The sequence below is a fragment of the Bacillus sp. 2CMS4F genome (assembly GCF_023161785.1).
GTDB lineage: Bacteria > Bacillota > Bacilli > Bacillales > Bacillaceae > Bacillus > Bacillus halotolerans.
This window is the reverse complement of the sequence record NZ_JALNTO010000003.1, coordinates 82,539-97,557: the sequence shown is the minus strand read 5'-3', so window position 1 is coordinate 97,557 and position 15,019 is coordinate 82,539. Positions and strand designations below refer to the sequence as shown.

The 15,019-nt window shown below is 47.0% G+C and carries 5 protein-coding genes; 2 read left to right on the top strand and 3 right to left on the bottom strand.

What is annotated here, in order from left to right; genetic code table 11:
* Nucleotides 1-44: 44 nt before the first annotated feature.
* The 3 genes from tlpC to hxlA all read right to left on the bottom strand — a co-directional run bounded on the left by tlpC (nucleotide 45) and on the right by hxlA (nucleotide 3,077).
* Nucleotides 45-1,769, bottom strand: coding sequence for a methyl-accepting chemotaxis protein (gene tlpC / locus MTN95_RS07230; protein WP_248337520.1), 1,725 nt, complete (start codon nucleotides 1,767-1,769; stop codon nucleotides 45-47).
* A 112-nt stretch (nucleotides 1,770-1,881) separates the two neighbouring features.
* Nucleotides 1,882-2,439: a 6-phospho-3-hexuloisomerase gene (hxlB, locus tag MTN95_RS07225; RefSeq protein WP_105955346.1), complete on the bottom strand. Its 558-nt coding sequence runs from the start codon at nucleotides 2,437-2,439 to the stop codon at nucleotides 1,882-1,884.
* 5 nt (nucleotides 2,440-2,444) lie between these two features.
* On the bottom strand, nucleotides 2,445-3,077 hold the full coding sequence (gene hxlA, locus MTN95_RS07220) for a 3-hexulose-6-phosphate synthase (protein WP_003224929.1): 633 nt from the start codon (nucleotides 3,075-3,077) through the stop codon (nucleotides 2,445-2,447).
* 231 nt (nucleotides 3,078-3,308) lie between these two features.
* Here hxlA and hxlR point away from each other — a divergent pair, with 231 nt between their 5' ends.
* Both hxlR and srfAA read left to right on the top strand, forming a co-directional pair.
* A complete protein-coding gene (gene hxlR / locus MTN95_RS07215; protein ID WP_003241118.1) occupies nucleotides 3,309-3,671 on the top strand; it encodes a transcriptional activator HxlR in 363 nt (120 codons plus the stop codon).
* 575 nt (nucleotides 3,672-4,246) lie between these two features.
* A complete protein-coding gene (srfAA, locus tag MTN95_RS07210) occupies nucleotides 4,247-15,010 on the top strand; it encodes a non-ribosomal peptide synthetase (protein ID WP_248337518.1) in 10,764 nt (3,587 codons plus the stop codon).
* The last annotated feature ends 9 nt before the right edge of the window (nucleotides 15,011-15,019 follow it).

Below are 15,019 nucleotides of genomic sequence, written 5' to 3'. Positions count from 1 at the left end.
TTTTTAAAAAAATAACGTTATCAAATTGAAATATTGGATACTGATTATAGGCTATTTTCAGGTTGATCAATCATTTTAAATTGGCTTATGATACCGGTAAGCTCTTCAGCCAATTGAGATAATGTTTCTGAGGCTGCAGTAATCTCTTCCATTGCGGCAAATTGCTCTTCTGTTAAAGCTGCCGCCTGCCGGGTACTCTCTGTTGATTCTTTAATGTCTGTTGTATTGGCGGCAAAGGATTCATTTATTTTTTGCGTACTTGCTGAAATGTTGGTAACAGATGCTGATAAATCGCTGATTTCCGCAGTGATTTCATCTGTTGCGGCTGCAATTTCTTTAAATGCGTCTCTGGTGCGGTGAATCATGTTTACACCTTCAGCAGCTTCTGTTTTCACATGTTCAACAGACTGCGCAGATTCAGTCATATCATTTTTTATCTCAGCGATTAATTTGGAAATCTGTCCGACAGACCGTTGAGATTCCTCTGCTAATTTGCGAACTTCATCAGCAACAACGGCAAAGCCTTTACCGTGTTCTCCGGCTCGGGCAGCTTCAATTGCTGCATTAAGAGCAAGCAGGTTTGTCTGATCGGCAATTTGGGTGATAACGGATAAAATTTGTTCAATTTGTTTAGAACGGCCGTCCAGCTGCTGAATGATCTCTCCGCTTTTTTCAATCGAATGGTGAATGGTATCCATTTGTGCCTGAACATTTGAAATTTCATTTTGGCCAATGTCTGCTTTTGATTGCGCAAGCTGTCCTTTCTCAGCAATGGCAGCAGTATTTGAAGAAATATGCCGTATGTCAGCTGTTGTTTGCTCTAGTGATTTTTCACTGTTTTCGATTCGTGTGATTTGATGCTTGGCACCGTTTGCAATATGCTGAACAGCTTCTGTGATCTTTTCGGAGGCTTGATTGGTTTCTTCTGCTCCGGCTGAAAGCTGCTGAGAGGCTGATGCAAGCTGAAGGGCGGATTGCTGTACCGTTTGGATTGTCTGATTCAGCTTCATTCTCATCTTATTATAGTAGACACTCAGTTCTGCTAACTCATCAGCGGACTTGTCTGAAACTTCTATTGTCATATCTCCGTTTCCGGCGCTTTCAAAGGCATATTTTAATACGTTCAGCCGCCGGTTGATTCTTCTGGTGAAAAGCAAAACAAGGATGACAGATATCATAATAACTACAGCAAGAACGATAGCGAATTGAGTGAACAGCGATTGGGTAAGCGATGCTAAAATGCTTTGATTGGCTCCTGTATACAGCATACCGATAATGTTGCCTTCCTTATCTTTTAAGGGCATATATGCTGTTTGATAAGAGGAGCCTGCCACATCTGCTTGTCCGTAGAATTGCTTCCCGTTTTTTAAAACAGCGTCAGTGACCTCAGCAGAAGCTTGAGTGCCGACAGCTCTTTCGCCGTCTTTCATTACGTTGGTTGCGACCCGTGTATCTCCTTGGAAAATCGTTACGGTGTCACCTGTTTTTTTGCCAAGCAGATCAACAATTTCTTCATTTCCGTTTATTTGTGTCTCGCCTTTATATAGCTTATCGTTTTTTACCTCCCAGTTCCCTAAAATCACGTCGTCAATATACGTGCTGCTTAAAGCAAGATCGCCTTTGGCTTTTTCAGTGGCCATTTTTTTCATGCTGCTTGTAATGTCTTTTAGCATTACGGCGCCGACTGATAGAGAAAACAATAGAATAACTGCGAAGACCAAGCTGAGAATTTTAGTTCCAAGCTTTAGCTTTATTTGTTTTTTCAACATAATTCCTCCCTCTGTTTGTTTGTAGGTCATATTACTTATCGGGTTTTTGGGTGTAAAGTTTTATTTTAGGGGATATTAAAACCGGCCTGATCTCCAGGCCGGTTGTGTGACGCTATTCAAGGTTTGCGTGGTAAGTGAACATGGTTTCAGAATCGAGTCCTTTTTTCTCCATGAGTTTTAAAATTATTGCATCATAGAAAAGCAGCAATGTTTGCTCAAATAATGAACCCATTGGTTGCATCGTTTTATAGCTTCCGTTTGACTGGTCTTTAGGAGAGCCAGGCATTTTGACGATGAGATCCGATTGTTTTCCAATGCTCGAATCCGGATTGATGGTTAAAGTGGCAACAATTCCGTGTAAGCTTTTTGCTTTAGCTGCTGTATTGATTAGGCTCTTTGTCTCGCCTGATCCTGAGCCGATAATGACGAGGTCTCCTTTGCGGAGCGGCGGAGTGAGAACCTCACCGGCAATATGAGCGTTAAAGCCCATGTGCATCAATCTCATCGCGAAGGATTTTGCCATCAGGCCAGACCGCCCCGCGCCCGCAGTGAAAATTTGATTGGACGAAAGAATGTGATCGGCAAGCTGATCAGCTTCTTCATTAGAAATACAAGCCGCTGAACGGTGTAATTCATTGAGAATTTCCGTTACGTATTCAGTCGTTTTCATTTTATTTATCCTTGGGCAATAAGCTGTTTCATTTTTGAAGCTGTTTCTGCTTTATCGGCTGCGCTTGTAATTCCGCCCCCAACAATGACAAGGTCAGGGTTTTGTTTGATCACTTCTGGCAGTGTATCAAGTTTGATGCCGCCCGCAATTGCGGTTTTTGCGTTTTTTACGGTATTTTTGATGGTCGTTAATTCTTCGAAAGAGTTTTTGCCCTCTGCTTGAAGATCATAACCAGTGTGGACGCAGATGTAGTCAACACCGAGTGCGTCAATTTCTTTCGCACGGGATTCAATATCTTTCACGTTAATCATGTCCACTAAGATTTTCTTCTTCTGTTTTTTTGCTTCTTCTACTGCGCCTTTAATTGTTGCATCGTCTGTAGCCCCTAAAACGGTGATGATGTCAGCTCCAGCTTCCGACGCTTTCATAATTTCGTATCCGCCGGCATCCATGATTTTCAGGTCTGCCAGGACCTTCAATTGCGGAAATGTTTCTTTTATTTCTTTAACGGCTCTAAGGCCTTCATTAATGACAACCGGTGTTCCGATCTCAACCACGTCGATGTATTGTTCCACTTCTTTGACAAGCTCGATGGCTTCCGGGATATTTACTAGGTCTAATGCCAGCTGTAATTCCATTGTTGATCCACTCCCTTATTCGAATTATTTTTCATTCTATAGGTTCCCTCTTTAGCTGAGAAGTAGGCACTTTGAAGTCAACTAGTTACTTGGAGGATACTGTGAGAAGAGGCAATCAGATTTCTTTCGCTTGGTTTTATGAGTGAGTATAATGAAAAAGAGTCTGCCAAAAAGTAAGTAAGTGATGATACGTATCTAACATACAAAAAGTATACTAAGGGGGGATTTCTTTTGAGCCGGATGGACGACAAACGGTTTAATTGTGAGAAGGAATTAACGCTTGCGGTGATCGGCGGCAAATGGAAAATGCTCATTTTGTGGCATTTAGGAAAAGAAGGCACAAAACGTTTTAATGAATTGAAAGCTTTGATTCCTGATATTACGCAGAAAATCCTCGTGAATCAGCTGAGAGAGCTTGAGCAGGATATGATTGTTCACAGGGAAGTGTATCCGGTTGTCCCGCCGAAGGTTGAATATTCCTTGACCCCGCAAGGAGAAAGCCTGATGCCTATTCTTGATGCCATGTATGAGTGGGGGAAAGGCTATATGGAATTGATTGATATCGACAAAAATGTCATTAAGGAATCGTTGTAAGGCGCTCTTGGCTAAGGGTGTCTTTTTTTTGCCTGTTTTTCGGTTTTTGCGCGGTAAACATATGGGATGTAAAGATTGTAAATGGCTTCAATAATAAATGGGAAATAGCGTGAGAGTGCATTTTAAAAATTTTTATTTTTCTGTAAATAATGTTTAGTGGAAATTATTGCGGTATCCCGCAAAAATATCCCAGTGAATAAACTGGAATCTTTTCGGTATCCCGCATGAAACTTTTCACCCATTTTTCGGTGATAAAAACATTTTTTTCATTTAAAGTGAACGTTAGAAAGGTTAAAAATATTGAAAACAATGAAGAAATAGGCAAAAATGTTTCACTTTAGGGCAAGAGGGCTTGCGGTCTTTATCTGCCTGTGCCTGACACCGCAATCAATGCTTACGGCTTGCTATTTTTAGGTCGCTTTGTGTTTTTTGTTTGGATGCAACGCTTTTGAGAAGTAGTACTTTTGGCTTTTTGAGCAGTTAGTCCATTAGATTCAAAAGCTGTCAAAGGATACGGAATAGAAATAATCCTGCACATATTACAGATTATTGAAGATTAGGGGAGGTAAGATAATATGGAAATAACTTTTTATCCTTTAACGGATGCTCAAAAACGAATTTGGTATACAGAAAAATTTTATCCTCATACGAGTATTTCAAATCTTGCGGGGATTGGTAAGCTGGTTTCAACTGAAAAAATTGACTGGAAGCTTGTGGAGCAAGCGATTCAAGAGTTTGTGCGCAGAAATGACGCAATGCGCCTTCGTTTGCGTCTCGATGATAATGGAGAGCCCGTTCAATATATAAGCGAGTATCGGCCTGTTGATATAAAACATACTGACACCACCGGAGATCCGAATGCGATAGAATCTATTTCACAATGGGGCCGGGAGGAAACGAAAAAACCTCTGCCTCTGTACGATTGTGATCTATTCCGTTTTTCCTTGTTTACCATCAAAGAAAATGAAGTATGGTTTTACGCAAATGTTCATCATGTGATTTCTGACGGGATCTCCATGAACATCCTCGGAAACGCCATTATGCACATTTACTTGGAATTAGCAGGCGGATCAGAAACAAAAAAAGGAATCTCGCATTCATTTATCGATCATGTTTTGTCTGAACAGGACTATGCTCAATCGAAGCGGTTTGAAAAAGATAAAGCGTTCTGGAACAAGCAATTCGAAACGGTGCCTGAACTCGTTTCCCTGAAACGGAATGCTCCTGCAGGCGGAAGTTTAGATGCTGAGAGATTCTCTCAAGATGTGCCTGAGGCGCTGCATAAGCAAATTTTATCCTTTTGTGAGCAGCACAAGGTCAGCGTTTTATCGGTATTTCAATCGGTGCTTGCCGCCTACTTGTACAGAGTCAGCGGGCAGAATGATGTGGTAACTGGTACATTTATGGGCAACCGGACAAATGCGAAAGAGAAGCAGATGCTCGGCATGTTTGTTTCTACGGTTCCGCTTCGGGCAAACATTGACGGCGGACAGGCGTTTTTTGATTTTGTTAAAGACCGGATGAAGGATTTAATGAAAACTCTTCGCCATCAAAAGTACCCGTATAATCTTCTCATCAATGATCTTCGTGAAACAAAAAGCTCTGTGACAAAGCTGTTTACCGTTTCTCTTGAGTATCAGGTGATGCAGTGGCAGAAAGAAGAAAATCTTGCCTTTTTGACGGAGCCTATTTTCAGCGGAAGCGGATTAAATGATGTTTCGATTCATGTGAAGGATCGATGGGATACTGGGAAACTTACAATTGACTTTGACTACCGTACTGATGTAATGACGAGCGAAGAAATCAAAATTGTTTGTGAACGCATGATGACATTGCTTGAGAACGCACTTACGCACCCGAATCATACGATTGATGAATTGACGCTGATTTCTGAGGCGGAGAAAGAGCGGCTGCTATTGCGGGCTGGCGGTGAACCGGTCAATTACCGCAAGAACATGACGATTCCGGCGCTGTTTCAAGAAAAGGCTGAATCGCTTGCTGATCAGCCTGCGGTTGTGTTTGAAAATCGAGCATTGTCCTATCGAACGTTACATGAACAATCATCACGCATTGCCAGTGTGCTGAAAGAGAAGGGTGTCCGTGCAGACAGCCCGGTTGCCGTTTTGCTCGAACGTTCTGAACGAATGATCACGGCCATTATGGGGATTTTAAAAGCCGGCGGAGCCTATGTGCCGATTGACCCCGAGTTTCCGGCAGAGCGCATCCAATTTATTTTGGAGGACTGCGGTGCGGATTTCGTCTTGACTGAATCGAAGGTTGCGTCTCCAGGTGCATCTGCTGAGCTTATTGACTTTGATCAGGCGATTGCAGGCGGTACAGATGCTATTTCGGATGTCAATCTGAATGCTGGTGATCTTGCCTACATTATTTATACGTCGGGAACAACCGGACGTCCAAAAGGAGTGATGATCGAGCATCGCCAGGTTCATCATTTGGTTGAATCTCTGCAGCAGACCGTTTATCAGAGTGAGAGCCAAACCCTGCGGATGGCATTGCTTGCGCCGTTCCACTTTGATGCGTCAGTGAAACAGATTTTCGCGTCGCTTCTTTTGGGACAGACTCTTTATATTGTACCGAAGAAAACGGTGACAAATGGCGCTGCTCTTGCCGAGTATTACCGCAGACACGGGATTGAGGCGACGGACGGAACACCGGCCCATCTGCAAATGCTGATTGCTGCGGGAGATTTGACTGGTCTTAAGCTCAAACACCTGCTGATTGGCGGGGAAGGTCTTTCTTCTGTTGTGGCGGACAAGCTTCTGACATTGTTCAAAGAAGCGGGTGCCGTTCCTTGTTTGACCAATGTGTACGGGCCGACTGAAACGTGTGTGGATGCTTCCGTTCATCCGGTCCACCCGGACAGTTCAGTTCAATCAGCGTATGTGCCAATCGGTAAAGCACTTGGGAATAACCGCTTGTATATTTTGGATCAAAAAGGCCGTCTGCAGCCGGAAGGCGTGGCGGGCGAGCTGTATATCGCGGGTGACGGTGTAGGACGAGGCTACTTAAACCTTCCGGAATTGACAGCTGAGAAATTTTCAAAAGACCCGTTTGTGCCCGGTGACAGCATGTATCGTACTGGAGATGTGGTGCGCTGGCTTCCAAATGGAACGATCGAATATTTAGGAAGAGAAGATGATCAGGTCAAAGTTCGCGGATACCGCATTGAGCTTGGAGAAATTGAAGCCGTGCTTCAGCAGGCGCCTGATGTTGCCAAAGCTGTCGTCTTGGCGAGGCCTGACGACCAAGGGAATCTTGAGGTTTGTGCGTATGTTGTGCAAAAGGAGGGAAGCGAATTTGCTCCAGCACGTTTGCGGGAACACGCGGCAAAACAGCTTCCTGACTATATGGTGCCGGCTTACATCACAGAAATCAAAGAAATCCCGCTCACACCAAGCGGTAAAGTTGACCGCCGCAAGCTGTTTGCACTTGAGGTAAAAGCGGTCAGCGGAACAGCTTATACCGCACCTCGAAACGAAATGGAAAAAGCAATCGCTGAGATTTGGCAGGATGTGCTGAACGTTGAGAAAGCCGGGGTCTTTGACAATTTCTTTGAAACGGGCGGTCATTCATTGAAGGCCATGACGCTTTTAACAAAGATTCATAAGGAAACGGGCGCAGACATCCCGCTGCAATATGTGTTTGAGCATCCGACCATTGCCGCTCTTGCTGAGGCGGCCGAGCGTGAAGAAGGCAGGACGTTTGCGGCAATTGAGCCAGCTGAAAAACAGGAACATTACCCGCTTTCTTTGGCGCAGCAGCGGACGTATATTGTCAGCCAATTCGAAGATGCGGGAGTCGGATATAACATGCCGGCGGCAGCTATTTTAGAGGGGCCTTTAGACATTCAAAAACTGGAACGCGCATTTGACGGGTTAATCAGCCGCCACGAGTCGCTGAGGACGTCATTTGTGCTTGAAGGCAGTACGCCGAGACAGAAAATTCATGACAGTGTTCAGTTCAACATCGAGATGATTGAAAGAAGCGGCCGCTCAAATGAGGAGGTTATGACTTCTTTTGTCCGCCGGTTTGACTTATCGAAAGCGCCGCTGTTGAGAATCGGATTGATGGAGCTTGAAGAAAACCGTCATATGCTTCTGTTTGATATGCACCATTTGATTTCTGACGGTGTTTCCATCGGCATTATTTTGGAGGAACTGGCACAGATTTACCGCGGTGAACAGCTTCCTGAGCTCCGTCTTCAGTATAAAGATTACGCTGTCTGGCAAAGCGTGCAGGCTGCTAAAGGATACCAGGAGGATCAGGCGTATTGGAAGAAAACCTTTGCGGGTGAGCTTCCAGTGCTTCAGCTTCTATCCGATTATCCGAGACCGCCTGTCCAAAGCTTTGAAGGAGACCGGGTTTCCATCAAGCTGGATGCGGAGTTAAAGAATCGCCTGTATCGTTTAGCTGAAAAAAATGGAGCCACACTTTATATGGTCATGCTGTCAGCCTACTATACGCTCCTGTCTAAATATACGGGGCAGGATGACATCATTGTCGGCACCCCGTCAGCGGGCAGACATCATTCTGATACAGAGGGCATTGTCGGCATGTTCGTCAATACGCTCGCGATTCGCAGCGAAGTGAAGCAGGATGAGACCTTTAACAGCCTGCTCACACGTGTGCGCCAGCAGGTTCTGGATGCTTTTTCTCATCAGGATTATCCATTTGAATGGCTCGTTGAAGACCTGAACATACCGCGTGATATCAGCAGGCATCCATTGTTTGACACGATGTTCAGTCTTCAAAACGCAACGGCGGGCATTCCGGCTGTCGGTGATTTGACATTGTCGATTCATGAGACCAATTTCAACATTGCCAAATTTGATGTAACGGTTCAGGCCAGAGAAACGGACCAAGGCATTGATCTTGATTTAGACTACAGCACAAAACTGTTTAAACGAAGCACGGCAGACAGGCTGCTCACGCATTTTGCGCGGTTGCTTGAAGATGTAGCGGCTGAGCCTGAGAAACCAATTTCTGAATACAATCTTCTTTCTGAACAGGAAGCCGCTTCACAAGTTCAGCAGTTTAACCCGGAAAGAACGCCTTATCCGAAAGACAAAACGATTGTTCAGCTGTTTGAGGAGCAGGCTGCCAAGACGCCGGATCGTCCGGCACTTCAATATGAAGGGCAATCGCTCACATATCGTGAGCTGAATGAACGGGCCAACCGTTTAGCGCGCGGCATTCTTTCAATGGGAGCAGGCGAAAGCAGGACAGCGGCCGTCCTATGTGAACGGTCAATGGACATGATTGTGTCAATCCTGGCGGTATTAAAATCAGGTTCGGCTTATGTACCGATTGATCCGGAACACCCGATTCAGCGGATGCAGCATTTCTTCCAAGACAGCGGAGCGAAAGTGCTTCTCACCCAGAAGAAATTAAAGGCGTTAGCGGAAAAAGCGGAATTCGAAGGCGTCATCGTGCTCGCTGATGAGGATGATAGCTATCACGACGATGCGCAAAACCTCGCTCTGCCGTTTGATTCGGCGGCTATGGCCAACCTGACGTATACATCCGGAACGACAGGAACGCCAAAGGGGAATATCGTGACACATGCCAATATTCTGCGCACGGTTAAGCAGACGAATTATCTCAGCATTACGGAACAGGATACGATACTCGGACTCTCAAACTATGTATTTGACGCATTTATGTTTGATGTGTTCGGTTCTCTTTTAAACGGCGCGAAACTTGTCATCGTTCCGAAAGAAACAGTTCTGGACATGGCTCGTCTTTCTCGCGTCATTGAGCGGGAGAACATCAGCATTCTCATGATCACGACAGCTCTGTTCCACCTTCTTGTGGACTTGAATCCGACATGCTTGTCGACTTTGCGCAAGATTATGTTCGGAGGAGAACGGGCTTCTGTAGATCATGTGAAAAAAGCGCTCCAGACCGTTGGAAAAGGCAAGCTGCTTCACATGTACGGCCCATCTGAAAGCACGGTTTTCGCGACGTATCATCCGGTTGATGAATTGGATGAGCACACGATGTCCGTTCCGATTGGAAAACCGGTCAGCAATACGGAAGTATACATTCTTGACCGCGCGGGACATGTTCAGCCTGCCGGCATCGCCGGAGAACTGTGTGTCAGCGGGGAAGGCCTGGTGAAAGGCTATTACAACCGACCTGAACTGACTGAGGAGAAATTTGTGCCGCATCCGTTTAAAAAAGGCGAACGCATGTATAAAACGGGTGACTTGGCAAGATGGCTGCCGAATGGCGATATCGAATTTATCGGACGGATCGACCACCAGGTGAAAATCCGCGGACAGCGCATTGAGCTCGGAGAAATTGAGCACCAGCTGCAAAACCACGATCGTGTGCAGGAGAGCGTTGTGCTTGCCGTCGATCAAGGTGCGGGAGACAAACTGCTTTGTGCGTACTTTGTCGGACAGGGTGAAATTACAGCGCAAGAGCTGAGAGAGCATACGGCAAAGGATCTGCCGGCTTACATGATTCCTGCGGTATTTATCCAAATGGACGAGCTGCCTCTGACCGGAAACGGAAAAATCGACCGTCGGGCGCTTCCGCTTCCTGACGCCAACATCTCAAATGGTGTTTCATATGTTGCGCCGCGCAATGAAATAGAACAAAAAGTCGCAGACATTTGGGCACAGGTGCTTCAGGTTGAACAGATCGGCATCTATGACCAATTCTTTGATATCGGCGGACACTCGTTAGCGGGGATGAAGATGCTTGCCTTGATTCATCAGGAACTGGGCGCCGAGCTTTCTCTGAAGGATCTTTTCCAATCACCGACCGTTGAAAGCTTAGCGCAGGCTATTGCCGCCGCTGAAAAAGGAACAGCGATCAGTATCAGACCGGCAAAGAAACAAGAGACTTATCCTGTTTCTTCTCCGCAAAAACGGATGTACGTGCTTCAGCAGCTTGAAGGAGCGGACACAAGCTACAACATGCCGTCGGTTCTGCGCCTGAAGGGTCATCTGGATGTTGAAAGGCTCAAATGCGTAATGAATCAGTTAATGGAGCGCCATGAAGCCTTCAGAACAACCTTTGAAATAAAAGACGGAGAAACGGTGCAGCGAATCTGGGATGAAGCAGCGTTTGATATGGCATATTTCGAAGCTCCAGAAGATGAGACCGAGCGGATCGTTTCTGAGTTTATCCGTCCGTTCACACTTGACCGGCTGCCGCTGTTCAGAATAGGGCTGATCAAGCTTTCAGAAACTGAGCATCTCCTGCTGTTTGATATGCACCATATTATTTCTGACGGAGCGTCTGTCGGCGTGCTGATTGATGAACTCTCGAAGCTGTACGACGGAGAAAGCCTTGAGCCGCTTCATATTCAATATAAGGATTATGCCGTGTGGCAGCAGCAGTTTATTCAGTCCGAGCTGTACCGGAAGCAAGAGGAGCATTGGCTGAAGGAGCTTGAAGGAGAGCTGCCGGTGCTGACTCTTCCAACTGATTACAGCCGTCCTGCGGTTCAAACGTTTGAGGGAGACCGGATTGCATTTTCATTAGATGCAAGAAAAGCAGATGCTCTTCGCAAGCTTGCGAAGGAAACGGATTCCACATTGTATATGGTTCTTCTGGCGTCTTACAGTGCGTTTTTATCAAAATTGAGCGGGCAAAACGATATCATTGTTGGCTCGCCGGTAGCCGGACGCTCTCAAGCAGACATCAGCCGCGTCATCGGCATGTTTGTCAATACGCTGGCGCTGCGCACGTATCCGAAGGGCGATAAGACGTTTGCGGATTATCTTGGCGAAGTGAAAGAAACAGCACTTAGCGCATTTGAAGCGCAGGATTACCCGCTTGAGGACCTGATCGGAAAAGTTCAGGTTCACCGTGATACAAGCAGAAACCCTTTATTTGACGCAGTATTTTCTATGCAAAATGCGAACATTAAAGATTTAACAATGAAAGGAATCGAGCTTGAACCGCATCCGTTTGAGCGGAAAACGGCCAAGTTTGATATCACGCTGACAGCTGACGAAACCGGCGAAGGGCTCACATTTGTTCTTGAATACAATACGGCGCTGTTTACACCGGAAACGATTGAACGATGGAAGCAATACTGGGTGCAGCTTTTAGGAGCAGTAACAGAAAATCCAAACCAGCCGCTTTCCGGCCTGTCACTCGTCAACGAGACAGAAAAACAAACGCTCTTGGAGGCATGGAGAGGGAAAACACTGCCTGTGCCGACAGACAAAACGGTTCATCAGCTGTTTGTAGAAACGGCTCAGTGCCACAAAGACCGCCCGGCTGTCACGTATAACGGGCAGTCATGGACGTACGGTGAGCTGAATGCGAAGGCGAACCGTCTGGCGCGGATTTTGATTGACTGCGGCATCGGCACGGATGAGCGCGTCGGCATTCTCACGAAGCCGTCGCTTGAAATGTCCGCTGCGGTGCTCGGTGTCCTGAAGGCAGGCGCGGCATTTGTGCCGATTGATCCTGACTATCCGGATCAGCGGATTGAATATATCCTACAGGACAGCGGCGCGACGCTTCTCTTGAAACAGGAAGGCATCTCAGTGCCGGACAGCTATACGGGCGAGGTTATTCTTCTTGACGGCAACCGCACGATCCTGAGTCTGCCGCTTGATGAAAACGATGAGGAGAATCCGCAGACCGATACAACCGCGGATCACCTTGCTTATATGATTTACACGTCAGGAACGACCGGACAGCCGAAGGGTGTTATGATCGAGCACCATGCGCTTGTGAATCTGTGCTTCTGGCATCATGACGCGTTCGGCATGACGGCGGAGGACCGCAGTGCGAAGTACGCGGGCTTCGGGTTCGATGCTTCCATTTGGGAGATGTTCCCGACCTGGACGATCGGCGCTGAGCTTCACGTCATTGATGAAGCGATCCGCCTTGATATCACCCGCCTGAATGACTATTTCGAAACGCACAACGTCACAATCACGTTCCTGCCGACTCAGCTGGCGGAACAGTTCATGGAGCTTGAGAACACATCACTTCGCGTGCTCTTGACCGGAGGGGACAAGCTGAAGCGTGCGGTTAAGCAGCCGTACACGATTGTCAACAACTACGGGCCGACCGAAAACACTGTCGTTGCGACGAGCACAGAAATCAATCCGGAGGAAGGATCGCTTTCCATCGGGCGCGCGATCGCCAATACGAGAGTGTACATTCTCAGCGAAAGCCATCAGGTTCAGCCGGAAGGCGTGGCCGGAGAGCTTTGTGTGGCGGGACGCGGACTGGCGCGCGGCTATCTGAACAGGGAAGACGAAACCGCGAAGCGGTTTGTCGCCGATCCGTTCGTGCCGGGTGAACGCATGTACAAAACAGGCGATTTGGTGAAATGGACGAATGGCGGCATCGAATACATCGGCCGGATCGACCAGCAGGTCAAGGTCCGCGGCTACCGAATCGAGCTGTCAGAAATTGAAGTGCAGCTGGCCCAGCTTTCTGAGGTGCAGGATGCGGCAGTGACAGCTGTAAAAGATAAAGGCGGCAATACAGCGATCGCGGCGTATGTCACACCGGAAACAGCTGACATAGAAGCGCTGAAATCAGCACTGAAGGAAACCCTGCCGGACTACATGATCCCAGCGTTCTGGGTGACATTAAACGAGCTTCCGGTTACCGCAAACGGCAAAGTAGACCGCAAAGCACTGCCGGAGCCGGATATCGAAGCAGGAAGCGGAGAATACAAAGCGCCGTCCACTGACATGGAAGAGCTGCTTGCCGGCATTTGGCAGGACGTGCTCGGTATTTCTGAAGTCGGTGTCAGCGACAATTTCTTCTCGCTCGGCGGAGATTCCATTAAAGGAATCCAGATGGCGAGCCGCTTGAACCAGCACGGCTGGAAGCTGGAAATGAAGGATCTCTTCCAGCACCCGACGATTGAAGAACTGACACAATATGTGGAGCGTGCCGAAGGCAAACAGGCAGACCAAGGCCCTGTGGAGGGCGAAGTTATCCTGACGCCGATCCAGCGCTGGTTCTTTGAAAAGAACTTCACAAACAAACACCATTGGAATCAGTCGGTCATGCTTCATTCTGCGAAAGGCTTCGATCCTGAACGGGTTGAAAAGACATTGCAGGCACTGATTGAACATCATGACGCGCTTCGCATGGTCTACCGCGAGGAACAAGGGGAGATCGTTCAGTTTAATAAAGGGCTTGATGCTGTGTCTGTCCACTTGGAGATCGCCAAGCTTGAGGGGCAGGCTATAGATCATGAAGACCGCATAGAGAGAGAAGCGGAGTGTCTGCAAAGTAGCATCGATTTGAATGAAGGCGGCTTGTTAAAAGCAGGCTTGTTCCAAGCAGAAGACGGAGATCACTTGCTGCTTGTGATTCACCACTTAGTGGTTGACGGTATATCGTGGCGGATTTTACTGGAGGATTTCGCCGCGGTTTATACACAGCTGGAGCAAGGGAACGAGCCGGTTCTTCCGCAGAAAACCCATTCGTTTGCGGAGTATGCAGAGAGATTACAAGACTTCGCAAATTCCAAGGCTTTTTTGAAAGAAAAAGAGTATTGGAAACTGCTTGAAGAACAGACTGTCCCGGTGAAGCTTCCGAAGGACCGCGAATCTAGTGATCAGCGAATGAAACATACAAAGACAATTGAATTTTCGCTGACTGCTGAAGAGACAGAACAGCTTACCACCAAGGTGCATGAGGCTTATCACACAGAAATGAATGATATTTTGCTGACGGCATTCGGATTGGCGATGAAGGAGTGGACAGGTCAGGAGCAAGTGAGTGTTCATTTAGAGGGGCATGGACGTGAAGATATAGTAGAAGACCTGACCATTTCCCGGACAGTCGGCTGGTTTACGAGTATGTTCCCGATGGTGCTGGATATGAAGCATGCGGATGATCTGGCTTATCAGCTGAAGCAAATGAAAGAAGACATCAGACATATCCCGAATAAGGGAGTGGGCTACGGCATTTTGCGCTATTTGACGGAGCCGGAGCATAAAGAAGATGTGGCGTTCTCCATTCAGCCGGATATCAGCTTTAACTATTTAGGTCAGTTCGATGAAATGTCGGATGCAGGTTTATTCACGAGATCAGAGCTGCCATCAGGACAGTCATTAAGCCCGGAAACGGAAAAACCGAACGCGCTTGATGTTGTCGGATATATTGAAAACGGAAAACTGACGATGTCACTGGCCTATCACTCTCTCGAATTTCATGAAAAAACGATACAGACATTCAGTGACAGCTTTAAGGCCCATCTTCATAGAATCATTGAACATTGCCTATCTCAAGATGGCACGGAACTGACGCCGAGTGACCTTGGCGACGACGATTTGACGCTGGATGAGCTTGATAAATTAATGGAAATTTTTTAATAGAGGTGG